The sequence below is a fragment of the Streptomyces sp. NPDC003035 genome (genome assembly GCF_042888285.1).
Taxonomy (GTDB): domain Bacteria; phylum Actinomycetota; class Actinomycetes; order Streptomycetales; family Streptomycetaceae; genus Streptomyces.
Map to the genome: position 1 here is coordinate 240376 of NZ_JBIAPJ010000010.1, position 24730 is coordinate 265105.

A 24730-nucleotide genomic window follows, 5' to 3' on the forward strand; every position below is an offset into this window, starting at 1 on the left:
TCGCCCCGGCAGGGGTGGCCCGCCCCCGGACCGTCCGGCCCGATGGGGCCGCAGGCCGGATCTCCGTACAACCCCGGCCCCTACGGTCCGTACGCGCCCTACGGCCCCGGTGCGGGCCCCGGCGCCGGCCCGTACGGCACGCCTGCACCCACCACCAACGGTCTGGCCATCGCCTCGCTCGTCTCCGGCATCGTCTGCTGTCTTCCGCCCCTCGGCCTGATCTTCGGTCTGATAGCCCTCCCACAGATCAGGAAGAAGAACCAGACCGGCAAGGGACTCGCCGTCGCGGGCATCGTCCTGTCCTCGATCAGCTGTCTTCTGATGGTCGTCGGGCTGGCCACCGGCGGATTCGGCGAGGCGTGGAAGGGCTTCAAGGAGGGCATGGACGAGGCGGCACGCTCGAAGTCCGCGTTCTCTCTGCGCAAGGGTGAGTGCTTCGCGGTCGACGGCACGCTGGAGTCGTCCACCACGGACGTCGAGATCGTCGACTGCGCGAAGCCCCATGACGGCGAGGTCGTCGGTGGCTTCCAGGTCACCGGCTTCGACGCGTGGCCGGGCGAGGACGCGATCGACCGGCTCGCGGAGGAGCGCTGCGCGGAGATCAGCAGCACGTACGCGATGGACAACTGGGCCATCCCCGAGCATGTGTGGGACTACTACTACATCCCGAGCCGGCAGAGCTGGCGCACCGGCGACCGCACCGTGACCTGCGCGCTCGCCGTCGACGACGGCGAGCCGCTCAAGGGCTCCCTGCGGGCGGACGCGACCACCCTGGACGCCGACCAGCTGCACTACCTGCAGAACCTCAACCGCGTCGAGAACGCCGTCTTCGAGGAGCCGGACGAGGACGCGGACGAGGACTTCGCGGCCAACAAGGCGTGGGCGGCGCGGGTCCACACGGCGATCGTGCAGGCGAGCAAGGGGCTCAAGAGCCACCAGTGGCCCGGTGCGTCGGCGAAGCCGGTCGCCGAGCTGGTCAAGGAGCTCGACGCGGCCGCCGGGAAGTGGGACGAGCTGGGCACGTCCGCGGACGCGGACGCCTACTGGGAGACGTACGATCCGGCCTTCGATGCCCTGCCCGAGGACCTCGGCGCGGACGCCCGGGCGGCCCTGGGACTCGCCCCTCCCACGGAGGACGGCGAGTCCGCCTGAACTCGACGGCGGAGCCGGGTCTCCTGGGGAGACCCGACCCCGCCGGGTGCGGACTACCGGCGGCCGAGGACCCCGTCGACCGCCGTGATCAGCTCGCCGTCGGGGGTGTCCCCGTCCAGCGACCAGAACATCGCGCCGCCGAGCCCCTTGGCCCGGACGTACGCCGACTTGGTGCGCAGCACCTGCGGGTCGTCGTACGTCCACAGCGTCGTCCCGTCGAACAGCCAGGCGTGGCCGTTCCTCCGGTCGCGGTGGACGGTGTACGAGCCCGAGTCCGCGAGCTTCCTGAGCGCCTTGTAGTCCTCGTAGCCGTTAGCCCAGGTGGCCGGGGCGGGGCCGGTCGCCGGGCGGCCGAGGCCGTCGCCGCCGCCCGTGACGCCCGTCCAGCCCTGGCCGTAGAACGGCATGCCCACCACGAGCTTGCGGGCGGGCGCGCCGCGCCGCAGCCAGTCGTTCACGGTCTGGTCGACGCTGAAGTCGTTCGTGGCGAAGAGCGCGGACTGCTGGGCGGTGGTGGACTCCCAGGAGCCGTGGAAGTCGTACCCCTGGAGATTGACGAAGTCCAGGTCGCGCATGATCTTCCGGACCTCGAAGCCCGCGTCGATCTTGGCGGGAGCGGTGGGGACGAAGGCGGTCAGCTCGTAGTGCTTGGGCTTCTTGTGAGTCTTGGCGTACGCGTCGAGCTGGGTGCGGAACTCCCGTACGAGCGCGGTGAAGTTCTGCTTGTCCTCCGGGCGGAAGACCGTGTCGGCGTCGCCGGCCGACCCGGGCCACTCCCAGTCGAGGTCGATGCCGTCGAAGAGACCCGCGGCGGCTCCCGCGCCGCCGCGGGCGCCGTCGGCGGGCAGGTTGCCCTTGATGTAGAGATCGATGCAGGAGGAGACGAATGCCTTGCGCGAGGCGGGGGTGCGGGCCGCGTCGGAGAAGTGGGTGGACCAGCTCCAACCGCCCAGCGAGATCATGACCTTGAGGCCGGGGTGCTTGGCCTTGAGCTCGCGCAGCTGGTTGAAGTTGCCGGCGAGTGGCTGGTCGGCCGTGTCGGCGACGCCGTCCACCGAGCCGGCCGCGTCGAGCGGGCGGACGTAGTCGGCCCAGGCGTCCGCCTCGCCGGGGATGTTGCCGGTGAAGCACCTGCCTTCGGAACTGACGTTGCCGAAGGCGTAGTTGATGTGGCTGAGTTTGGCCGCTGTCCCGCTGGTCTCCAGGTCCTTGACCTGGAAGTTCCGTCCGTAGACGCCCCATTGGGTGAAGTAGCCGACGCGCTTGTACGACGGACGGCTGTCGGTGCGGCCGCTCTCGGCGCCCGCCGAGGGCGCGAGGGTGGCCACGAGGCCGAGGGAGAGGGCGGCGATCGCCAGCCGGGAAAGGGTTCGTCGACGCATGGGGCTCGTTTCCTGTGCGTGTGCCGGAAGGGAGCGGTGCTGACAGGAAAGTATTGGTCTGGACCATTGAGGTCAAGGCTCTGGGGGCGATGGACCGCTATACCCGCGGTAAACGCAGGCGTAAAGGCAAATCATCACTTCGAGTGAAACTTTGGCCCATGCTTGCGGCCGACACCGAGGGTTGTCACTCTGTAGCTGTCCGTCAACCTGAGGGGAGTGTCCAGTGACGTTCGGTGAGCAGCCCGCCTATCTGCGTGTGGCGAGCGATCTCCGGGAGAAGATCGCCAACGGCTCGCTGCCGCCGCATACCCGACTCCCCTCGCAGGCGCGCATCCGCGAGGAGTACGGGGTCTCGGACACCGTGGCGCTGGAGGCCCGCAAGGTGCTCATGGCCGAGGGGCTCGTCGAGGGCCGCTCGGGCTCGGGGACGTATGTGCGAGAGCGGCCGGTGCCGCGCCGGATCGCCCGCTCGGGATACCGGCCGCCGTCCGGTGCCAACCCCTTCCGGCAGGAGCAGGCGGCCGACGGTGCGCGGGGCACCTGGGAATCCAGCAGCGAGCAGGAGCAGGCGAGCGCCGTCGTGGCCACGCGGCTCGGCATCGAGCCGGGGGAGCGGGTGATGCGCACCCGGTACGTGTACCGGGACGCGGGCGAGCCGATGATGCTCTCCACCTCCTGGGAGCCCCTCGCGGTGACCGGCCGGACGCCCGTGATGCTTCCCGAGGAGGGGCCCCTGGGCGGTTGCGGGGTCGTCGAGCGGATGGCGGCGATCGACGTGGTCGTCGACAACGTGGTGGAGGAGGTCGGCGCGCGCCCGGGGCTGGCGGAGGAGCTCCTGGCGCTCGGCGGGGTACCGGGCCACGTGGTGATGGTCGTCGAGCGCACCTACTACGCCTCGGGGCGTGCCGTGGAGACGGCCGACGTCGTCGTCCCGGCCGACCGCTACCGGATCGCGTACCACCTTCCGGTGCGGTGACCATGGTCGCGGTGACCGGGGCTGCGTGACCGCGGCCTCGGTGGCTGTGGGTACGGCGACTGTGGCCACGGTGACCGGGGCGGTGGTGGCCGAGAGGCGGTGAGCAAGGCCCGATCTTCGGCCTCCCTTCGACGGTTCCCGGCCGGATCCGTACCTCTTTGTGAAAACCCGTATCCGCTGTGTAAAGGTCAGGCGTAAGGTCGGGCATATGCGGATTGCCATTTCAGGGAGATCCTTAGAGACGACCGGACCGGCGGAGGGAGCAGCCCGATGACCGACAGTGGCCCTGTCCTGCCCTGGCTGGTCATACGCCAGGACGACAACGGCAACCGCTATCGCGTCGGGCGGTACGCCACGAAGGACGAGGCGCAGAAGGTCGCCGACAGTCTCGACGACCGCGGACACAAGCAGCTCTACTGGATCGAGCGCATCAGCCAGGCCGCGGTCTGACCCCCGCGTCCTGAACCCTTAAGCTCCGGACCATGACAGATCGCCGTGCCGACCACATGGCCGACCATGTGGTCGTGGTCGCCGGAGCCGTGTACGACCGGGGGCGTCTGCTGGCCGCGCGCCGCAGCGCCCCCGCCGAGCTCGCGGGCCGGTGGGAGCTGCCCGGCGGCAAGCTGGAGCCGGGGGAGAGTGCCGAGCAGGCCCTGGTCCGGGAACTCCGCGAGGAGCTCGGTGTCGAGACCGAGCCCGGGGAGCGCATCCCCGGCGAGTGGCCGCTGAAGCCCGGTTACGTACTCCAGGTGTGGACCGCTCGGCTGCTCTCCGGCGAACCGCGCCCGCTGCAGGACCACGACGAGCTCCGCTGGTTGGCCCGCGAGGAGCTGGACTCCGTCGACTGGCTCGACCAGGACCGGCCCGCCGTCGCCGAGGCCGCGCTGCGGCTGCCGGCCGTCCCGGCGGACGGAGTGCGCGGCTGAGGCTCTACGCCGTTCGTGCCACCGTGCGCCCCCTGGTCCACCCTCCGCGATATCTCACCCCGAATATCGGGTATGTGCTGATTAACCCCCCGAAATAGGACGTGGGCCTTCCTTCTGGTGATGGGCTGGGGAAGTGATCGGGCGTGATCGACACCGAAGGCGACTGCGCCGAGTGGAACTTCCCGGCGGAGGCCAACGCCGTGCGGACGGCGCGTCACGTGGTGCGCGACACGCTCCGGGCCTGGCGGATCGACTCGGCGGTCGGTGACGTCACCGTCCTGCTGGTGAGCGAGCTGGTGACCAACTCCCTGCGCTACGCCTCGGGCCCGATCGGCGTCCGGCTCGTCCACCTCCTGCCGGACGGGGGTGACAGCGCCCACCGCCCCGCCCTTCTCGTGGAAGTCTCCGATCCGCTTCCGGATCCGCCCACCGAACGCGCCGCCGGCCCCGACGACGAAGGCGGTCGCGGGCTCCAGCTCGTGGCCTGTTCTGCCCGTCGCTGGGGCACCCGCAAGGGCAGGACGGGCAAGACCGTGTGGTTCGAGCTGGCTCTGCCTGGTTAGAAGACGGGAGGGACGACGATCACGGGGGGCTCGGCCGGAAATGAACGAGACCACCCTGTGATCGTGAACGTTGTGCCGTCGGGGGCCGTAGTGCTGAATACTGCGGGCATGGCCGGTCCGGTGCGGTGAGCTGGAGGGGACGGTCGCGTGAGCGAGATACCTGAGTCGGCGAGCGGCGTCGTGTGGCAGAGCAGCCCGCCCGGCTCGATCTATGACTACATCCGGGTCGCCTCCTTCTCGATAGGGCCCGACGGGCTCGTCGACCAATGGAGCCGCCGGGCCGTGGAGCTCTTCGGCGTGCCCGCCGAAGAGGCGATGGGCAAGGACCCCGTCGAGGCGTTCATGCCGCCCGACCTGCGGGAGCGCGGCCGGCGCCGGGTCGCCGAGATCCTCGACGGCAAGGAGTGGACGGGCCTCGTCCCCTTCCGTATTCCGGGGCAGAGCCGGGGGCAGACCCGGGGGGAGAACCGCCCCGACGGAATCGCCGAGATGTACGTCATGCCGAGCGAGACGCCCTCGGGTGAGCGGGCCGCGCTGTGCATCGTCGTCGATGTCCGGGCCCTGCGGCACATCGAGACCGACCTCGCCGCCTCGCAGGCCATTTTCGGCCAATCGCCCTTCGGTTTCCTGCTCTTCGACACCGACCTCACCGTGAAGCGGGCCAACCAGCGCTTCGCCGCCGTCTTCGGCGGCCGCGCCGACGACCACCGGGGCCGTACCGTCCACGACTACCTCTCGCGCCCCGAGGCGGAGCGGATGACCGCCGCGCTCCAGCGGGTCCTGGAGACCGGCGAGGCCGTCACCGACCTCCAGATCGTCGGAGCGCCCCCGGGTTCCAACGACCGGCGCCACTGGTCGATCAACCTCTACCGCGTGCACGGCGGCTCCGGACGGCCCGTCGGTGTGGCCGGGCTCGGCATCGACGTGACCCGCCGCCACAACGCCGCCCGCGAGGCGGCGAACGCCCGCCGCAATCTGGCCCTCCTCAACGAGGCGGGCGCCCGCATCGGCAACTCCCTCGACCTGGAGGCCACCGCCCGCGAACTCCTCGACGTCGCCGTCCCCGGCTTCTGTGACCTCGCCTCCGTCGACCTCTACCAGGGCCTGCTCACCGGGGACGAGGCCCCGCCCGGCCGATGGGGCAACTCCCACGACGTGGGCTACGGAGCGGGCAGCGCCGAACTGCGCCGGGTCGCCTTCGCCAGCGCCGTCTCGAACACCCCGCTCAGGACCTCCGAGGCGACCGACAGCACCGGGGCGGACGCCAACGGTTGCGCCACGGGGCCCGTCGAGGTCGGCTCCGTCCACCGCTATCCCTTCAACTCGCCCTGCGCCGGAGCCCTGCGCACCCGGCGGGCGCGCTCGGTGCCGGGCGGCGACGGCAGCCTCGTCCACTCCACCCTCGTGGTGCCGATGGTCGCCCACGACACCGTCGTCGGCCTGGTGCAGTTCTCCCGCGCCAAGGGCAGCGAGCCCTTCGGGGAGCGGGACCGCGCCCTCGCCGTCGAACTGGCCGCCCGCGCGGCGGTCTGCATCGACAACGCCCGCCTCTACCGCCGCGAGCACGAACGGGCCCTGATTCTGCAGCGCAGCCTGCTCCCGCCCGGCGACCCCGAGGCCGCCGGCCTGGACATCGCCTGTCGCTACCTCCCCGGCACCACGGCCACCGAGGTCGGCGGCGACTGGTTCGACGTCATCGAACTCCCCGGCCACCGCACCGCGCTCGTCATCGGCGACGTCATGGGGCGCGGTCTGCGCGCCGCCGTGGCCATGGGCGAGCTGCGCACCGCCGTCCGCACCCTGGCCCAGCTCGACCTCGAACCCGCCGAGGTCCTCTCCCACCTCGACGAGATCGCCCGGGGCCTGGGCGCCCCCGCCGGAGCCCAGCAGAGCGCCCGCGCCCACATGGCGCGCGGACCTGAACTCTCCGAGGTCTATCTCGCCACCTGCGTCTACGCCGTCTACGACCCCGTCACCCGGCGCTGCACCTTCGCCAACGCCGGCCATCTGCCGCCGGTCCTCGTCGAACCCGGTGAGAAGGCCCTGCTGCTCGACGTGCCCCCGGGGATGCCCCTCGGCGTCGGCGGCGAGCCCTTCGAGGAGGTGGAGGTCGAACTGCCGGAGGGTTCGCTGCTCGCCCTCTACACCGACGGACTCGTGGAGTCCCGCGACCATCCCCTCGACGAGGGTCTGAGCGCCTTCCGCAGCGCGCTCACCGACGCGGCGCGCCCCCTCGAGGACGTCTGCGACGGGGTCCTGACCACCCTCGACACCGGGCACGGTGAGGACGACATCGCCCTCCTCATGGCCCGTATCCAGGGACTGCCCTGTGACGCGGTGGGGGACTGGCGGCTGCCGAGAGAACCCCGTTCGGTCGGCCGGGCCCGCGAACTGGCCCGGGCCCAGCTCACCGCCTGGGGCCTCGAAGCGCTGGTGGACACCGTCGAACTGCTCGTCAGCGAGCTGGTCACCAACGCCCTGCGCTACGGCGAGGGCGAGATCCGGCTGCGGCTGCTGCGCGACCGCACCCTGGTCTGCGAGGTCTGGGACGCCGGCCTGGTCCAGCCGCGGCGTCGCCGGGCCAAGGACACCGACGAGGGCGGGCGCGGACTGCAGCTGGTCGGACTCCTCAGCGCCGCCTGGGGCTCCCGCCGCACGCCCCGCGGCAAGACCGTCTGGTTCGAACTGCCCCTGCCGGACGGCGAGGGCGCGGCGGAGCCGACCGTGGAGCAGCTGCTGAGCATGTTCTGACCAGCACCGCAGCACCCCGCACGCCCATCCGGACAGGGCCGGTACGAGGGCCAGGGCCCATGGAACGCGCGCTAGCCCTTGAGCGCCGCGAGCCGGGCCTCGATCTCCGCGCTGTCGCCGAGGGCGTCCAGCTGCTCGAACTGGGCGTCCAACGAGGACGCGGCCAGCTCCTGCTTGCCCATCGCCCTCGCCTCCTCGCGCCGCACCTTGTCCTCGAACCGGCTCAGCTCGCTCGTCGGGTCCAGGACGTCGATGTTCTTCACCGCGTCCATCATCCGGTTCTGCGCCTGCGCCGACGTGGCCCGCGCCACCAGCTCGTCCCGCTTCGCCTGGAGCTCGCTCAGCTTGCTCTTCATCTGCACGAGGCCGCTCTTGAGCTTCTCCACCACCTCGGTCTGCGAGGCGATCGTCGGCTCGGCAGTCCTCGCCTCCTTCTCCGACTGGAGCTGGCGTCCCAGCGCGACCTTCGCCAGGTTGTCGAACCGGTCCGCGTCCGCCGCCCGGCCGCCCGCCCGCAGCGCGTCCGCCTTCCTGCTCGCGGCCAGGGCCTTCTCGCCCCACTCCTTCGCCGCGGCGACGTCCTCCTGGTGGTCCTGCTCCATCAACCGGAGATTGCCGATCGTCGCCGCCACCGCCTCCTCGGCCTCCGCGATGTTGCCCGTGTAGTCGCGGATCAGCTGGTCCAGCATCTTCTGCGGGTCCTCGGCCTGGTCGAGCAGGGCGTTGATGTTGGCCTTCGCCAGCTGGGCGACACGGCCCAGGATCGTCTGCTTGGTCATGCCTGTTCTCCTTGAACGCGATGAGCGTGACATGGTCGGCACGGTCAGAAACGGCCGCCGCCCCCCAGCCGGCCGCGGGTGCCCCCGCCGCCGAATCTGCCGGGCCCGCCGCCGAAACCTCCACCGCCGAACCCTCCGCCCCCCAAACCGCCACCACCGAAACCCCCTCCGGAACCTCCGCCGAACAGTCCGCCGAGGATGATGCCGCCGAGCACCGCACCGCCGAGCCCGCCGCCGCCACCTCCTACTCCTGATACACCGCCCAAGCCGTTCGGGTTCCCATACGTGCGGACGTCCTGCTCGGCGAGGTCCTGCGCCAGCCGGGCCAGCGCGTCCGCCTGCTGGGCCTCGGCGAGGGCGGCCTGCGGATCCTCGGCGGCCGCGAGCGCCTCGGCCTTCCCCAGTCGGCGCTGGGCCTCGGCCAGCCGTGTACGGGCCTCGGCCGCGACCGCCCCGCGGTGTGTCGTGATGTAGTCGGCGGCCGCCCCGATCGCGGAACGGGCGGTCAGCATCGCCTGATCGAGGAGCGCACGGGCGCGTCGCGTCCCCGACTCGCGCTCCCGGGCGCCCTCCAGCGCTTCGTCGAGTGCCGCGTCGGCCCGCTCGATGCGGCGCAGCGCGTCGATCGGGTCGTAGCGGCCCGCCTCCACCGTGCGCCGGACGTCGGCGACGACGGTCTCCGCCCGGGCGATACGGCCCTGGAGGTCGGCGGTCGGCACCCCCTCGGCGGTGCCCCGGAGCAGCCCCCGGGCATCGGCGAGGTCGGCCTCGGTCTCGGCCAGCGCGGTCGGCAGCTTTCCCACGGCCTCCGCGAGTTCCCGGGCCCGCCGGTCCACGGCCTCGCTGAGCCGCGCCGCCTGGTCGACGGCTCCCTCGGCGGCCCGGATGTGGACCGCGGCGACGCCGTTGTCGCCGGCGTCGACCGCCTGCCGGGCCTGGTTCAGATGGGTCGTCGCGAACACCAGCCGGTCCTTGGCCTGCTCGGCGTCGCTCGCGACGGGGGAGGCCGCCGACTCGGCGTACCGCTCCCGCATCGCGACCAGCGCCGCCTCCGCCGTGACGACCCGCCCCGTCTGCTCGCGGAACGCGGCTTCCGCGGTGGCCAGCGCCTCCGGGGCGGTGCGCTCCAGGGCCCGCAGCCGGTCGAAGTCCTCGGACTCCGCGTCGAGGCGCGCGTTCGCCTGGTCGCAGCGCCCGAGAATCTCCTCCAGCATCGAACGCCGGGTCGCGTCGTCCTCCGGGAACGCGTCGTCGAGCTTCTGCCGCAGCCGGAACGCGGCCGTCAGCTCCGCCTTCGCGAACGCCACCGCCTCCGTGAACGGCTTCACCGCGTCATCGCCGAACTGGGCAGCGGCGAATCCGAGCTCCTCCTGGCTCGTACGGACGGCGTCGTCGGTGGCCACCAACGCCTGCCGGGCCTGCCCGTCCAACGTGTCCAGCGGGATCTGCGCCGGCTTCCTCGGCGCGCTCCCGCCGGGCCCGCCCCAGCCTGGCTCACCCTGCGGCGTCGGGCCGCTCTCCGCCCCGGTCCGCCGACGGCGCTTGGTCCAGACGTACGCGGCGACGGCCCCCGCCCCGCCGACGAGGACAACCGGAAGGACCAGATCCGCCCCCGAATCCTCCCCGTCCCCGTCCGCCGTGCCGCCCGGGTCGGCGGCGCCCGGTGTGATGGAGGGGGTCGGCACGGGCTGTCCGGCGAGTACGGCGCCGAAGCCGTTCGCCGCGCCGATCGCGGCCCCGGCCCAGTCGTTCTGGCGCAGCGCGGGCTCGATCGCGGTCTGTGCCACGTCGTCGAGCTGGGCCTGGGTGAAGCGGGAGTCGGGGTCCGCCGAGTACCCGTACTGCCGGTCGTGCGTGGCGACCGCGAGCAGGACGTCGTCGACGCCGAGACCGTTGCGGTCGGCGGTCGCGTCGGCCCAGCTCTGGGCCGGACGCCCGGAGAAGTCCCGTACGTACACGACGAAGAGCTGGACCCGCCGGTCGTCGTAGAGCCGGTCCAGGGCCTGGGTGACCGCGGCGCGGCGGTCCCCCAGCGTCCCCACCCTGTCGGTGATCTGCCCTTCGCGGGACAGGACGACGGGGTCGTCGGCGCGGGCGTCGGACACGGCGGGCACGACCAGCCACCACGCCGCCACCAGCACCGCGAGGAGGATTCGGGTGGCTCTTCGCATCACATGGGGAGGCTATGTCCCGGTCTGCGCACTCGCGACCGGGCGGAAACCGTTTCCCGGTCCCGAGCGTCACTGTCAGTAGCCGCCTCTAGGGTGGTGATCACGACGTCGACGATCGGGGGAGTTCGGGTGAACGGACGCGTACGCGGCTGGTGGCGGCGGGGACGCTGGGTCGTCCTCGGCCTCGTCCTGCTCCTGGTGGCACCGCCGGCCGGCAGCGCGCTCGCGCTGCGGATCAACTACGCCGGCGACCTGCGCGAGGGGACGCAGTCCCGCGGCAAGGACGCCATCTGGCTGGGCCACGCGTGGGTGGACGGACGGAAGAAGGACGCCGACCTCGCGGCCTTCGCCACCCGGATCAAGGGGACGGGCATACGCGACCTCTACGTCCACGCCGGTCCGCTGGAGCACGACGGCACCCTTCCCGCGGCCCGCTACCCGCGTGCGGCCTGGCTGATCGAGAGCGTGCACCGGACCATGCCCGGCATACGGGTGCACGCGTGGCTGGGCGACATCCTGGCCACCGAGGGCCCCGACGGCCTGCACCTGGAGAACGCGGCCTCGCGCGCGGCCGTGGTCGGATCGGCCCGGCAGATCCTCGACGCCGGCTTCGACGGGGTCCACTTCGACCTGGAGCCTCTGCTCTCGGACGACGCGAACTACCTCTCGCTGCTCGACGACCTGGGCGAGCTGACCCGGGCCCGTAAGGTCCCGCTCTCCGTCGCCGCCCACCAGATCGACCCGCTGCCGGCCGCGCACTCGGTGAACAGTGCCGTCACCGGCCGCGGGAAGTGGTGGTCGCAGGAGTTCTTCGGACAGGTCGCCCGCCGCGTCGACCAGATCGCCGTCATGTCGTACGACACCTGGATGCCGCTGGAGAGTCTGTACGGCGGCTATGTCGCCCAGCAGACGAGCCTCGCCCTCGAGGTCACGCCCGAGGACACCGACCTGCTCATGGGCCTGCCGTTCTTCCACGAGGACGACCTCGGCCACCACGACTCGGCGGAGACGGTCGCGGCCGCGATCCGCGGCGTCCGCCTTGGCCTGGGGCGCACGGACCACGACCGCGAACGGTTCGGCGTCGCGCTCTACGTCGACTTCGCCGCGAAGGAAGGGGACTGGGCGTCCTACCGCGCGGACTGGCACTGACGCGTGGACCGGCACTGACGCGTGGACCGGCACTGACGCGCGCGGCGGTCGGGTACTAGGCCCCCGGCCGCCTGCGGATCTTGTTCCCCAGCCACACCAGCGGGTCGTACTTCCGGTCCACGGCCCGCTCCTTCAGCGGGATCAGCGCGTTGTCGGTGATCTTGATGTTCTCCGGGCACACCTCCGTACAGCACTTCGTGATGTTGCAGTACCCGAGCCCGTGGTCCTCCTGAGCGGTCCGCTTCCGGTCGAGGCCCGCCTCCGCGGCGGCGTCCAGCGGGTGCATGTCCAGCTCCGCCACCCGCATGAGGAAGCGCGGACCGGCGAACGCCGTCTTGTTCTCCTCGTGGTCCCGCACCACATGACAGGTGTCCTGGCACAGGAAGCACTCGATGCACTTGCGGAACTCCTGCGAGCGCTCCACGTCCATCTGCCGCATCCGGTACTCGCCCGGCGCGACCCCCTCCGGCGGGACGAAGGCCGGGACCTCCCGCGCCTTCGCGTAGTTGAAGGACACGTCCGTCACCAGGTCGCGTACGACCGGGAAGGCGCGCAGCGGGGTCACCGTGACGGTCTCCGACCGTTCGAAGGTCGACATCCGGGTCATGCACAACAGGCGCGGCCGGCCGTTGATCTCGGCCGAGCACGAGCCGCACTTGCCCGCCTTGCAGTTCCAGCGCACGGCGAGATCGGGGGCCTGTGTGGCCTGCAACCGGTGGATGATGTCGAGGACCACCTCGCCGTCGTTCACCTCGACCGTGAAGTCCGTCAGGTCCCCGCCGTCGATGTCGCCCCGCCACACCTTGAAGTGCGCGTCATAGGTACTCACTCGTACAGCTCCTCCTCGGCGAGGTACTTGGCCAGTTCCTCCTTCTCGAACAGCGCGAGCAGGTCCGGGCGGATCGGTTCCGTGCGGGTCCGCTCCAACGCGATCCCGCCGTCCTCCGTGGGGTGACAGAGCAGGTTCACCGGCCGCCACGCCCGCTCCATCGACGGATAGTCCTCCCGCGTGTGCCCGCCCCGGCTCTCGGTCCGCTCCAGCGCCGCCCGCGCCACGCACTCGCTCACCAGCAGCATGTTCCGCAGGTCGAGCGCGAGGTGCCAGCCGGGATTGAACTGCCGGTGCCCCTCCACCCCGGCTCGCCGCGCCCGGACCCGCAGCTCGGCGATACGCTCCAGGGCCTCGGCCATCTCGCCCTCCCGCCGGATGATGCCGACGAGGTCGTTCATCGTCTGCTGGAGCTCCTGGTGAAGGGTGTACGGGTTCTCGGCGGACGCTTCCTGCGCCGCGCCGAACGGAGCCAGCGCCTCCGCGGCCGCCGTCTCGACCCCCGCCTCCGAGACCACCGGCCGGCCGGCAGCGGTCGCGCACTCGGCCGCGTACTCCGCCGCGTGCCGGCCCGCCCGTCGCCCGAAGACGAGCAGGTCGGAGAGCGAGTTGCCGCCCAGCCGGTTGGAGCCGTGCATCCCGCCCGCGACCTCACCGGCCGCGAAGAGCCCCGGAACGCCGAGCGTCGCGGCCGTGTCCGATTCGACCGCGACGCCGCCCATCACGTAATGACAGGTCGGCCCGACCTCCATCGCCTCCGCCGTGATGTCGACGTCCGCCAGCTCCTTGAACTGGTGGTACATCGAGGGCAGGCGCCGCTTGATCACCTCCGCCGGCATCCGTGTCGACACGTCGAGGAAGACCCCGCCGTGCGGCGAGCCCCGCCCGGCCTTCACCTCCGAGTTGATCGCCCGCGCCACCTCGTCGCGCGGCAGCAGTTCGGGCGGGCGCCGGTTGTTGTCCGGGTCCTCGTACCAGCGGTCGCCCTCCTCCTCCGTCTGCGCGTACTTCTCCTTGAAGACGTCGGGCACGTAGTCGAACATGAACCGCTTGCCGTCGGAGTTGCGCAGCACGCCCCCGTCGCCGCGCACGGACTCCGTGACCAGGATCCCCTTCACGGACGGCGGCCAGACCATCCCGGTCGGATGGAACTGCACGAACTCCATGTTCACCAGCGGCGCGCCCGCGAGCAGCGCCAGCGCGTGGCCGTCGCCGGTGTACTCCCACGAGTTGGAGGTCACCTTGAAGGACTTGCCGATCCCGCCGGTCGCGAGGACCACGGCCGGCGCCTCCAGGACGAAGAAGCGCCCGGTCTCCCGCTCGTAGCAGAAGACCCCGCTCACCCGCCCCGATCCGTCCTTCAGGATCCGGGTGACCGTGCACTCCTGGAAGACCTTCAGTCGTGACTCGTAGTCCCCGCTCTCCCGGAAGTCCTCCTGCTGGAGCGCGACGGTCTTCTGCTGGAGCGTGCGGATCAGCTCCAGGCCGGTCCGGTCGCCGACGTGCGCGAGCCGCGGGTACTCGTGCCCGCCGAAGTTGCGCTGGGAGATCCGGCCGTCGGCCGTACGGTCGAAGAGGGCGCCCCAGGTCTCCAGCTCCCAGACCCGGTCCGGAGCCTCGCGCGCGTGCAGCTCGGCCATCCGCCACTGGTTGAGGAACTTCCCGCCGCGCATGGTGTCGCGGAAGTGGATCTGCCAGCTGTCGTGCGGGTTGGCGTTGGCCATGGAGGCGGCGATGCCGCCCTCGGCCATCACCGTATGGGCCTTGCCGAAGAGAGACTTGCAGATCACGGCCGTACGGGCGCCCCGCTCGCGCGCCTCGATCGCGGCCCGCAGCCCGGCGCCCCCGGCGCCGACCACGACCACGTCCCACTGCCCGCGTTCCACTTGAGCCATGTCAGAAGATCCTCGGGTCGTCGAAGGTTCCGGTGGCGAGCAGGTACACGTACAGATCGCAGAGCGCGACCGAGATCAACGAGGTCCATGCCAGCAGCATGTGACGGGCATTCAGCTTCCCCACCAGGCTCCACAGGCGGTAGCGCACCGGATGCCGGGAGAAGTGCCGCAGCCGCCCGCCGACGATGTGCCGGCAGGAGTGGCAGGACAGGGTGTACGCCCAGATCAGCACGATGTTGACCAGGAAGATCACGGTCCCCAGGCCCGCGTGGCCCCAGGCGTACGAGGCGTCCCGGAAGGTCAGCACGGTGTCGTACGTGAGAATCGCGGCGACCGGGAGCGCGGCGTAGAAGAAGTACCGGTGGAGGTTCTGCAGGATCAGCGGGAAGCGGGTCTCACCGGTGTACGCCGTGTGCGGTTCGGCGACCGCGCAGGCCGGGGGAGAGGCCCAGAAGCCGCGGTAGTACGCCTTGCGGTAGTAGTAACAGGTCAGTCGGAAGCCGAGCGGGAAGACCAGGATCAGCAGGGCGGGAGAGAGGCCCCACCAGCTGCCGAAGATCTCCCAGTTGGGGCCGTCCTTCATCGGGACGCAGTTCTCCGCCAGGCAGGGCGAGTAGAACGGCGAGACATAGGGAGCGGCGTAGTAGTCGCTGTTGGCGAAGGCCCGCCAGGTGGAGTAGACGATGAAGGCGAGCAGTCCGGCCGCGGTGGCGGCGGGCGCCAGCCACCAGCGGTCGGTCCGTAGGTGGCGGGGGGCGATGGCCGCACGGGAGGGGGAGTGCACCCCGGTGGCGGGCACTCCCCTTCCGGCTCCGGTGGAGGGCGGTTCGGTTCCTGTGGCCAACGAGGTCTCCTAGGGCGCGTGCCGGTCGCGTGCTCCCAGGCCCTCGTCGTCCGTGTCGGAGCCCCACAGTCCGCCTTCGTACGGCGTGTCGGGGATCGTCACGACGTTCTCGGGCGGGGTGGGCCTGGCGGGCCGGTCGGGGGAGAGCGGCGAGGCGGTGCCCCGCTCCGCCGCGATGCTGCGTTCCAGCTGTCCGACCGTGCGGACCAGGTCGTCGAGGCAGCGCTTGACTGCCGCCACATCCTCCTGAAGGGACATGAATTGCCCTCACTTCCGCGATTGCGGGTGGCGAACACGGGCCTGAGAGTGTCGCGCGTCACACCCCGCTTGTGAAGCCATGTGTACGGGATTCCACTCGTCCGGAGAACCGCGCCGCCCGGCGATTGGGCCGCACGGGTGGGATTTCTCCGCCCCGCCGCCGTGTCGCCGTCGCCGGATCCGCTCCGTCCTTTTCAGTGTATGAGCAATAGGTGTGATCATCGCCAAATGCCATAAAACTGGACGAAGGGGTACAAGTCATGTCCCAGGTCGGCGCCCCTCGCGGGAGGACATGCTCCAGGAGCCCCCGCTCCCGCACGCTCCGTTCCGTCGCCACCCTCACCAGCGCGATGCTCGCGGTCTCGGTCCTGGCCGGCTGCAGCTCCGGCGACGGAGCCGACCAGGCCCCGGCAGCCGCCCCGGACCACGCGCCCGCCGCGCGCGACCGGGTGGCCGACGGCGGCACGCTGAACTGGGCCATGGACGCGATGCCCACCACGCTCAACGCCTTCCAGGCCGACGCCGACAACAGCACCTCGCGCATCGCCGGGGCCGTGCTCCCCTCCCTCTACACCCTGGACGAGCGTGGCCGGCCCCGGCGCAACGCGGACTATCTGGAGTCCGCGCAGGTGGTCGAGACGGAGCCGAAGCAGGTCGTCCTCTACAAGCTCAACCAGCAGGCGGTGTGGAGCGACGGCCGGGAGATCGGCGCCCCCGACTTCGTCGCGCAGTGGCGGGCCCTGAGCGGCCGGGACACCGCGTACTGGACCGCCCGCAACTCCGGCTACGAGCGGATCGAGAAGATCGAGCGCGGCAAGAACGACCTGGAGGTACGGGTCACCTACGGCAAGCCGTACGCCGACTGGCAGTCCCTCTTCACCCCCCTCTACCCGAAGGAGGTGATGGGGTCCCCGGCCGGCTTCAACGACGGCGCGCGCACCACCCTCAAGTCGACCGGCGGTCCGTTCCAGCTCAAGACGACCGACCGCGAGGCGGGCACCGTCACGCTCGTCCGCAACCCCCGCTGGTGGGGCCAGCCCGCCAAGCTCGACCGGATCGTCCTGAGGGCCGTGCCCCGCGCCGACCGCGTCGCCGCGCTGGCCGCCGGAAAGCTCGACCTGGCCGAGATCGACCGGGCGGCGGCGGACCGCATCGCGCTCGCGGTACGGGACGCCCAGGCCGAAAAGAGCGGTGGGAAGAGCGGCGGGCAGGGCGGCGGGCAGGCGCTCGCGCACGGCCCCGGCGCCGCGATCACCCCTTCGGCGGCCCTGAAGTCCTGGGCGCTGGCCTACGGCTCCGACGAGGAGAAGGCGGAGGTCGTCCAGGCCGCCCGAACGAAGAACCAGCAGGCCATCGAGCGGTACGCCGCCGAGCAGCGGGCGCTCGGGAAGTTCGTCGTGCGCAAGTCGCTGGAGCCCGCGTACACGCAGCTCTCGCTGAACGGCGAGTCCGGACCGCTCGCCGACGAGCGGGTACGCCGGGCGGTGGCCCGCGCACTCGACCGCCGGGAACTGGCCGAATCCGTACTCAAGCCGCTGGGGCTGCCCGCCGACCCGCCCGGCAGCCATCTGGCCCTGGCCGGGCAGGCGGCGTACGCGGACAGCAGCGACGCCCTCGGCGACCAGGACACCGAGGAGGCGCGGGCGCTGCTCGCGGACGCGGGCTGGGTACCGGGCGGCGCGGCGAGGAAGCCGGCCGGGACGAAGGCCGGCAGCGAGGCGCAGACGAAGGGAGACAAGGGCGAGAAGGGCGAGGAGGGGAAGAAGGCCGAGAAGAAGGACAGCAACGAGAAGCCGGGCGCCAAGAAGCCCGACGCCCCCTCCGACGACGGCCTCTACATCGTCGGCGACGACAAGCCCGGGGGCACGGCCGCCCGCGACGACGGCAAGGTGGCCGAGCCCATGATCGGCGCCGCAGGCCCCGAGAACGGCACCAACGTCCTCGCCCCCGCGTCCGGCGCGGCCCTGCAGACGGTGGCGGTGCTCCGCCAGGCCGCCCTGCTGGACACGGCCCCCGCCACCGGCACCGCCACCGACGCCGAGGGCGGCACCACGACCGAGGCCAAGGCGCAGAACCCGGCCAGGCCCGACAAGGGCGTCGCGGGTGCCTACGCCCCGCGCGGCACCGCCGCCCCCGCCGTGCCCGCGGCCGCCGGTCAGGCCCTGGGCAAGGACGGCAAGGCGCTCAGCCTGCGCTTCGTCCTGCCCTCGGGCCCCGGCTCCGAGTCGCTCCGGACGGTCGGCGACAAGATCGTGCAGATGCTCGACGTCGTCGGCATCCGCACCGAGGTCACCAAGGTCGCGGACGAGAGCTTCTTCAAGGACCACATCGCCTCCGGCGACTACGACCTGGCCCTCTACTCCTGGCCCGCGACCGCGTTCCCCGCGACCGACGCCCGGCCGATCTTCGCCAAGCCCGAGCCGGCCTCGGACGGCTCTCTCCTGGTCGAGCAGAACTATGCCCGGGTCGGTACGGACCGCATCGACCAGCTGTTCGACCAGGCGGTCGCGACGCTCGACGAGAAGGAGGCCCGCGACCTGGTCCGTCAGGCCGACGCCAGGATCTGGGCCGCTGCCGGATCGATTCCTCTCTACCAGCGCCCCCAGCTGGTCGCGGTCAAGCCCGAGGTGGTGAACGCGGGCGCCTGGGGCTTCGCGGCGCCGCGCTATCAGGACATCGGGTTCAAGAAGCCCGAATCCACCAAGGGTGCGGAGCGCAACACGAGCGAATAGCTGAAAGTGCAGGTCACAACCTCAGATGCAGCTCAAGTTCCTTGCCCGCCGGCCACCCCGGCGGGCAGGATCACGTCCGGCCCCTTGACCCGGCCGGTTCCGCACGCTCAGTGCCCCTCCTCACCCCCAGTGCACCGCACCACCGAGGCCCCCAAACCTCCCAGTAGACCCTCTCGAATCCGGGCGGGGAAGCCCCTTGCACGGCGGCCCCGTACCATAGGACATAGCCGTGGCGCGTCCGCCCGGCGGGCGTAAGAGGAACTGACGCCGCATCCCACGATCCGAGAGAAGCGCAAGCACCCATGCCCACGCGCCACGACATCCGTAACGTCGCCATCGTCGCCCACGTCGACCATGGCAAGACGACCATCGTCGACGCCATGCTCAAGCAGGCCGGTGCCTTCGCCGCCCACCAGCACCTCGACGACCGCATGATGGACTCGAACGACCTGGAGCGTGAGAAGGGCATCACGATCCTCGCCAAGAACACGGCGGTGAAGTATCACCCCAAGGACGGCGGGGCCCCGATCACGATCAACATCATCGACACCCCCGGTCACGCCGACTTCGGTGGCGAGGTCGAGCGCGGTCTGTCGATGGTGGACGCGGTCGTCCTTCTCGTCGACGCCTCCGAGGGCCCGCTTCCGCAGACTCGGTTCGTGCTCCGCAAGGCGCTCCAGCAGCGCCTGCCCGTCATCCTCTGCATCAACAAGACCGACCGTCCGGACTCTCGGATCGACGAGGTCGTCAACGAGACCTACGACCTCTTCCTCGACCTGGACGCGGACGAGGACCAGATCGAGTTCCCGATCGTCTACGCGTGCGGCCGTGACGGCGTCGCCTCGCTGACCAAGCCGGAGGACGGCACGGTCCCGGCGGACTCCACCAACCTGGAGCCGTTCTTCTCCACGATCCTCGAGCACGTCCCCGCCCCGGTGTACGACGAGGAGGCGCCGCTCCAGGCGCACGTCACCAACCTCGACGCCGACAACTTCCTCGGCCGTATCGCGCTGCTCCGCGTCGAGCAGGGCGAGCTGCGCAAGGGCCAGACGGTCGCGTGGATCAAGCGGGACGGCACGATCTCCAACGTCCGCATCACCGAGCTGATGATGACCGAGGCGCTCACCCGCAAGCCGGCCGAGGTCGCCGGCCCCGGTGACATCTGCGCCGTCGCCGGTATCCCCGACATCATGATCGGTGAGACGCTGGCCGACCCGGAGAACCCGATCGCGCTGCCGCTGATCACGGTCGACCAGCCCGCCATCTCGATGACCATCGGCACGAACACCTCGCCGCTCGTCGGCCGTGGTGGAACCGGCAAGGGCGCGGACGCCAAGTCCGCCGTGAAGGACCGCAAGGTCACCGCCCGCCAGGTGAAGGACCGCCTGGACCGCGAGCTGATCGGTAACGTCTCGCTCCGCGTCCTCGACACCGAGCGGCCGGACGCCTGGGAGGTCCAGGGCCGTGGTGAGCTCGCGCTCGCCATCCTGGTCGAGCAGATGCGCCGCGAGGGCTTCGAGCTCACCATCGGCAAGCCGCAGGTCGTCACGAAGATCGTCGACGGCAAGGTGCACGAGCCGGTCGAGCGTCTGACGGTCGACGTCCCCGAGGAGCACATGGGCGCGGTCACGCAGCTCATGGGTGTCCGCAAGGGCCGCATGGACAACATGTCCAACCACGGCTCCGGCTGGGTCCGCATGGAGTTCGTCGTTCCGTCCCGTGGCCTGATCGGCTTCCGTACGGAGTTCCTGACCAACACCCGCGGTACGGGCATCGCCCACTCGATCCACGAGGGTCACGAGCCGTGGTTCGGCACCCTGACCACCCGTAACAACGGCTCGCTGGTCGCCGACCGGGCCGGCGCGGTCACCGGTTTCGCGATGACCAACCTGCAGGAGCGCGGCGTGCTGTTCGTCGACCCCGGCACCGAGGTGTACGAGGGCATGATCGTCGGCGAGAACTCCCGCGCCGACGACATGGACGTCAACATCACCAAGGAGAAGAAGCTCACCAACATGCGCTCCTCCTCCGCCGACTCCTTCGAGGCGATCGTCCCGCCGCGCAAGTTGTCCCTGGAGCAGTCCCTGGAGTTCTGCCGCGACGACGAGTGCGTCGAGGTGACCCCGGAGGCCGTGCGCATCCGCAAGGTCGTCCTGGACCAGAAGGAGCGCGGCCGCTCGGCCTCGCGCGCCAAGAACGGCTGACATACGCTCAGACACAAGGCCCGGACCCCCGCAGTCACTGTGGGGGTCCGGGCCTTTCGTCAAATCCATTTCATGGCCCCGGTGTCCGCATATCGACCGTCGCTCTCCGGAACGTGTGTTAACGGTCCGTTTCGCGGGTGTCTGTCTGTGATCGCTTTGTCCGGATTTCGGTCTCAAGGCCCCTGGTGATGTTGTCAAACCGAGACCACTTAAGTGTGGTTTACAGCCCTGACGTGCTTAATAGTTGGCTCCATTGAGCTCGGGTCAATGGGTCACGCACTGTGGGGAGTGCCGACTCACGAGCACACTCGGGGCACTTGAGTGCATAGCCGTCAGGGGTGTCGGCGAACTCGAAGTGCCCTTCTTGTAGTGACAAGTGGACTCATGAGGAGGAACCCATGCGCGGTGCCAAGAGCGCCAAGTGGGTAGTGGGCGCGATCGTCGTCGCCCTGGCAGCAACCGCCTGTGGCGGGGGTAAGGGCGACGGCGGCAACGACGCCAAGGGCCAAGTTGACCCGAACGGGATCTTCTCGATCGAGGTGGGCGAGCCGGAGAAGCTTCTGCACCCGGCCGACACGATGGAGTCCAACGGCTCGATCGTTCTCTCGGGCCTGTTCTCGCAGCTGGTGGACTACACCGCCGACGGCAAGCTCACGATGGTGAACGCCGAGTCGGTCGAGAGCGCGGACAGCAAGCTCTGGACCGTCAAGCTCAAGAAGGGCTGGACCTTCCACGACGGCACCCCGGTGACCGCCAAGTCCTACGTGGACGCGTGGAACTGGGCCGCCAACGTCGACAACAAGCAGGGCAACGCGTCCTGGTTCTCCGACATCAAGGGCTCCGAGGCCCTGCTGCCGGAGAAGGAGGGCGCCAAGCCCACCGCCGACAAGCTCACCGGTCTGAAGGTCGTCGACGACTCGACCTTCACCATCGAGCTCAAGGCCGCGGTTCCGTACTTCGCCTACAAGCTCGGCTACGAGGTCTTCTCGCCGCTGCCGGAGTCCTTCTACAAGGACCCCGCCGCCGCCGGCCTGAAGCCCGTCGGCAACGGTCCCTACAAGTTCGAGTCGTGGGACCGCAAGAAGCAGATCAAGATCGTGCGCTACGACGCGTACAAGGGCGAGAACAAGGCGAAGAACGGCGGTGTGATCTTCAAGAACTACACCGGCCTCGAGCCCGCCTACGAGGACCTGAAGTCCGGCAACCTCGACGTCATCCGTCAGGTCGGCCCGAAGGACCTCCCGGTCTACCACCAGGACCTCGGTGACCGCGCCGTGGACGCCGACCAGTCGGCGATCCAGTCCATCGCGGTCGCGTTCTACGCGGACCAGTGGAAGAAGCCCAAGAAGGTCGACCCGAAGGTCATCCAGGGCCTCTCGATGGCGATCGACCGCGCCACCATCACCAAGACGGTGCTGCAGGGTACGCGTGAGCCGGCGACCGGCTGGGTCGCCAAGGGCGTCCTCGGCTTCCAGCCGAACGCCGCGGGCGACGTCACCAAGTTCGACCCCGCCAAGGCCAAGCAGCTGATCGCGGAGGGTGGCGGCGTTCCCGGCAACGCCATCACCATCCAGTTCAACGCGGACGGCGGCCACAAGGAGTGGGTCGACGCGGTCTGCAACAGCATCACCCAGGCGACGCAGGTCAAGTGCGTCGGCGACAGCAAGGCGGACTTCCAGGCGGACCTCGCGGCCCGCAAGGCGAAGCAGGTCAAGTCGATGTACCGCTCGGCCTGGTCGCTCGACTACCCGGTGAACTCCAACTTCCTCCGTGACCTGTTCCAGACGGGCGCGTCCGGCAACCAGGGTGACTTCTCCAACCCGGCGCTCGACGCGAAGATCAAGGCGGCCGACTCCGCGGCCACCCTCGAGGAGTCGGTGAAGGCATACCAGGAGGTGGAGAAGGAGCTCGTCAACCTGATGCCCTCCATCCCGCTCTGGTACTACAAGGTCAACGCGGGCTACTCCGAGAACGTGAACGGCGTCCGCTACCTCCAGGACGGCGACCCGGTTCTCGAAGAGATCACGGTCAACAAGAAGTAATCACCCGAGCGTAGTCCGCAAGCCGTAAGGCGAGGGGCCGACGGGCACACACCGTCCGCCCGGCCCCTCGCACCGGCGATACGCAGTGGCTGGGGGGCCCTTCCACGACATCCGCGCACCCACAGGGGCGCGGTTGCCGAGGGAGGGCTCGTAGCGCTGCGGCTGTCACATCTCAACGGAGGCATGATGGGGCGCTATGTCGTACGACGACTGCTCCAGATGATCCCGGTTTTCATCGGGACAACCCTGCTGATCTTCCTCATGGTCTACAGCCTGCCCGGCGACCCCGTGGCGGGTCTGTTCGGCGACAAGGCCGCCAACCCGGCGACCGTGGCCAAGATCAGACAAGACCTGGGACTGGATCAGCCGATCCTGCAGCAGTACGCCAACTACATGTGGAACATCATCGCGCACTTCGACTTCGGCACCCAGATCCGTAACGGGCGTCCGGTCACCGAAGTCCTGGGCGATGCGTTCCCGGTCACGCTGCAACTCGCGGCTCTGGCCTTCGCGTTCGAGCTGATCTTCGGCGTCGCGCTCGGCGTCATCGCCGGTCTGCGCGCGGGCCGCCTGGCCGACAACGCGATTCTGATCTTCACGCTGCTGATCATCTCGGTGCCGGTCTTCGTCCTCGCCTTCATCATCAAGATGGTCTTCGCCTTCGAGCTGGAGTGGATCGCTCCGAACGTCAGCAACGACCAGCTGCTGTCGGAGATGATCGCGCCCGCCATCGTGCTCGGTGGTCTCTCGCTGGCCTACGTGGCCCGGCTCACCCGTACGTCGATGGCGGAGAACCTGCGCGCCGACTACATGCGTACGGCCGTCGCCAAGGGCCTCCCGAGGCGCCGCGTCATCGGTGTCCACCTGATGCGGAACTCGATGATTCCGGTCGTCACCTTCCTGGGCACCGACATCGGCGCCCTCATGGGCGGCGCGGTCGTCACCGAAGGCATCTTCAACATCAAGGGCGTCGGTGGCCTGATCTACGAGTCGATCATCCGTCGCGAGGGCACCACGCTGGTCGGCCTCGTGACCGTCCTGGTGCTCGTCTACCTCGCTACCAGCCTGCTCATCGACCTGCTGTACGCGGTCCTGGACCCGAGGATCCGTTATGCCTGACGTGACCAAGACCGCAGCCGCCGCCGTTGAGGACGCCATCGCGCCGCCCTCCGCGGCAGCCCCGGCCCCGCAGAAGCAGAAGTCGGACAAGGCGCGCAGCCTCTGGGGCGATGCCTGGGTGGACCTGCGCCGCAATCCGTACTTCGTCGTCTCGGCGGTGCTGATCGTCGCCCTGCTGGTCATCACCGCGTTCCCCACCTGGTTCACGGGGGCCTCTCCCACGGCGGGCGACCTGGTCAACCACTACCTGGGCAAGCCCGAGCTGGGCAAGATCGGCTCCGAGGGGTGGCTGGGCTACGACGGCCAGGGCCGCTCCGTGTACGCCCGCCTGATCCACGGCACCCGTGCCTCGGTCATCGTCGGTATCTGCGTCACCCTGATCGTCACCGTCATCGGCGGCATCATGGGCATGCTCGCCGGCTACTTCGGTGGGGTCCTGGACGCGATCCTGTCCAGGATCACCGACATCTTCTTCGGCATCCCGTTCCTGCTCGGCGCCATGGTCGTCCTGCAGTCCTTCACCGAGCGCACCGTCTGGGTCGTCGTCTTCGCCCTCGCGTTCCTCGGCTGGACCCAGATCACCCGCGTCATGCGCGGTGCCGTGATCACCGTCAAGCAGTCGGACTACGTCCACGCGGCGAAGGCTCTCGGCGCCGGCACCACCCGGATCCTGTTCCGGCACATCCTGCCGAACGCCATGGCTCCGGTGATCGTCGTCGCGACCATCGCGCTCGGCGGCTACATCTCGGCCGAGGCGACCCTGTCCTACCTGGGTCTGGGGCTGTCCGCACCGACCATCTCGTGGGGTGTCGACGTCTCCGCCGGCGTTCAGCAGATCCGTACGGCGCAGCACATCCTGCTGTACCCGTCGATCATGCTGAGCATCACCGTTCTGGCGTTCATCATGCTCGGCGAAGCCGTACGCAACGCCCTCGACCCCAAGCTGCGCTGAGGAGGG

Annotated in this window: 19 protein-coding genes; 12 read left to right on the plus strand and 7 right to left on the minus strand. The window is 70.2% G+C overall.

Annotation, left to right across the window (positions count from 1 at the left end):
* Positions 1 to 42 precede the first annotated feature (42 nt).
* A complete protein-coding gene (locus ACFYV5_RS30070) occupies positions 43 to 1152 on the plus strand; it encodes a DUF4190 domain-containing protein (RefSeq protein WP_389173531.1) in 1110 nt (369 codons plus the stop codon).
* A 53-nt stretch (positions 1153 to 1205) separates the two neighbouring features.
* On the opposite strand, the gene ACFYV5_RS30075 is transcribed toward ACFYV5_RS30070, so the two are convergent.
* Positions 1206 to 2534, minus strand: coding sequence for a glycoside hydrolase family 18 protein (locus tag ACFYV5_RS30075; protein WP_389173533.1), 1329 nt, complete (start codon positions 2532 to 2534; stop codon positions 1206 to 1208).
* Between the two features lie 223 nt (positions 2535 to 2757).
* Between ACFYV5_RS30075 and ACFYV5_RS30080 the strand changes: the two genes are divergently transcribed.
* From ACFYV5_RS30080 to ACFYV5_RS30100, 5 genes are all read left to right on the plus strand, one after another.
* Positions 2758 to 3510, plus strand: coding sequence for a GntR family transcriptional regulator (locus ACFYV5_RS30080; RefSeq protein ID WP_389173535.1), 753 nt, complete (start codon positions 2758 to 2760; stop codon positions 3508 to 3510).
* A gap of 270 nt (positions 3511 to 3780) precedes the next feature.
* Complete coding sequence (locus tag ACFYV5_RS30085) at positions 3781 to 3960, plus strand: SPOR domain-containing protein (protein ID WP_355105769.1); 180 nt, start codon at positions 3781 to 3783, stop codon at positions 3958 to 3960.
* 32 nt (positions 3961 to 3992) lie between these two features.
* Positions 3993 to 4436, plus strand: coding sequence for a (deoxy)nucleoside triphosphate pyrophosphohydrolase (locus ACFYV5_RS30090; RefSeq protein ID WP_355105771.1), 444 nt, complete (start codon positions 3993 to 3995; stop codon positions 4434 to 4436).
* 143 nt (positions 4437 to 4579) lie between these two features.
* Positions 4580 to 4999: an ATP-binding protein gene (locus ACFYV5_RS30095; RefSeq protein ID WP_389173538.1), complete on the plus strand. Its 420-nt coding sequence runs from the start codon at positions 4580 to 4582 to the stop codon at positions 4997 to 4999.
* A gap of 147 nt (positions 5000 to 5146) precedes the next feature.
* Positions 5147 to 7750, plus strand: coding sequence for a SpoIIE family protein phosphatase (locus ACFYV5_RS30100; RefSeq protein WP_355105775.1), 2604 nt, complete (start codon positions 5147 to 5149; stop codon positions 7748 to 7750).
* Positions 7751 to 7821: 71 nt separating this feature from the next.
* On the opposite strand, the gene ACFYV5_RS30105 is transcribed toward ACFYV5_RS30100, so the two are convergent.
* Together ACFYV5_RS30105 and ACFYV5_RS30110 are read right to left on the minus strand one after the other, a co-directional pair.
* Positions 7822 to 8529: a PspA/IM30 family protein gene (locus ACFYV5_RS30105; protein ID WP_389173540.1), complete on the minus strand. Its 708-nt coding sequence runs from the start codon at positions 8527 to 8529 to the stop codon at positions 7822 to 7824.
* Between the two features lie 44 nt (positions 8530 to 8573).
* On the minus strand, positions 8574 to 10700 hold the full coding sequence (locus ACFYV5_RS30110) for a TPM domain-containing protein (protein WP_389173542.1): 2127 nt from the start codon (positions 10698 to 10700) through the stop codon (positions 8574 to 8576).
* Between the two features lie 129 nt (positions 10701 to 10829).
* Between ACFYV5_RS30110 and ACFYV5_RS30115 the strand changes: the two genes are divergently transcribed.
* Positions 10830 to 11849, plus strand: a complete 1020-nt coding sequence (locus ACFYV5_RS30115; RefSeq protein ID WP_389173544.1) for a hypothetical protein — start codon at positions 10830 to 10832, stop codon at positions 11847 to 11849.
* 55 nt (positions 11850 to 11904) lie between these two features.
* Here the strand turns inward: ACFYV5_RS30115 and ACFYV5_RS30120 are convergent, their stop codons facing one another.
* From ACFYV5_RS30120 to ACFYV5_RS30135, 4 genes are read right to left on the minus strand one after another with little or no spacing between them, the layout of a single operon-like run.
* A complete protein-coding gene (locus ACFYV5_RS30120; RefSeq protein ID WP_389173546.1) occupies positions 11905 to 12678 on the minus strand; it encodes a succinate dehydrogenase/fumarate reductase iron-sulfur subunit in 774 nt (257 codons plus the stop codon).
* Complete coding sequence (locus tag ACFYV5_RS30125) at positions 12675 to 14573, minus strand: fumarate reductase/succinate dehydrogenase flavoprotein subunit (protein WP_355105785.1); 1899 nt, start codon at positions 14571 to 14573, stop codon at positions 12675 to 12677. Before ACFYV5_RS30125 ends, ACFYV5_RS30120 begins: the two co-directional genes overlap by 4 nt.
* A gap of 1 nt (position 14574) precedes the next feature.
* The gene (locus ACFYV5_RS30130) at positions 14575 to 15417 is read right to left on the minus strand and encodes a hypothetical protein (protein WP_389173549.1); all 843 of its coding nucleotides are present in this window, start codon (positions 15415 to 15417) and stop codon (positions 14575 to 14577) included.
* Positions 15418 to 15426: 9 nt separating this feature from the next.
* Positions 15427 to 15675: a hypothetical protein gene (locus ACFYV5_RS30135; RefSeq protein ID WP_389173551.1), complete on the minus strand. Its 249-nt coding sequence runs from the start codon at positions 15673 to 15675 to the stop codon at positions 15427 to 15429.
* Positions 15676 to 15935: 260 nt separating this feature from the next.
* Here ACFYV5_RS30135 and ACFYV5_RS30140 point away from each other — a divergent pair, with 260 nt between their 5' ends.
* The 5 genes from ACFYV5_RS30140 (at position 15936) to ACFYV5_RS30160 (ending at position 24724) form a co-directional block, all read left to right on the plus strand.
* The gene (locus tag ACFYV5_RS30140) at positions 15936 to 18407 is read left to right on the plus strand and encodes an ABC transporter family substrate-binding protein (RefSeq protein ID WP_389173553.1); all 2472 of its coding nucleotides are present in this window, start codon (positions 15936 to 15938) and stop codon (positions 18405 to 18407) included.
* A 302-nt stretch (positions 18408 to 18709) separates the two neighbouring features.
* The gene (gene typA / locus ACFYV5_RS30145; protein WP_355105793.1) at positions 18710 to 20611 is read left to right on the plus strand and encodes a translational GTPase TypA; all 1902 of its coding nucleotides are present in this window, start codon (positions 18710 to 18712) and stop codon (positions 20609 to 20611) included.
* 398 nt (positions 20612 to 21009) lie between these two features.
* Entirely contained in the window at positions 21010 to 22653 is a 1644-nt protein-coding gene (locus ACFYV5_RS30150) for an ABC transporter substrate-binding protein (RefSeq protein WP_355105795.1), read from the plus strand.
* A 186-nt stretch (positions 22654 to 22839) separates the two neighbouring features.
* On the plus strand, positions 22840 to 23772 hold the full coding sequence (locus ACFYV5_RS30155; protein ID WP_389173585.1) for an ABC transporter permease: 933 nt from the start codon (positions 22840 to 22842) through the stop codon (positions 23770 to 23772).
* Positions 23765 to 24724, plus strand: coding sequence for an ABC transporter permease (locus ACFYV5_RS30160; RefSeq protein ID WP_389173556.1), 960 nt, complete (start codon positions 23765 to 23767; stop codon positions 24722 to 24724). Before ACFYV5_RS30155 ends, ACFYV5_RS30160 begins: the two co-directional genes overlap by 8 nt.
* The last annotated feature ends 6 nt before the right edge of the window (positions 24725 to 24730 follow it).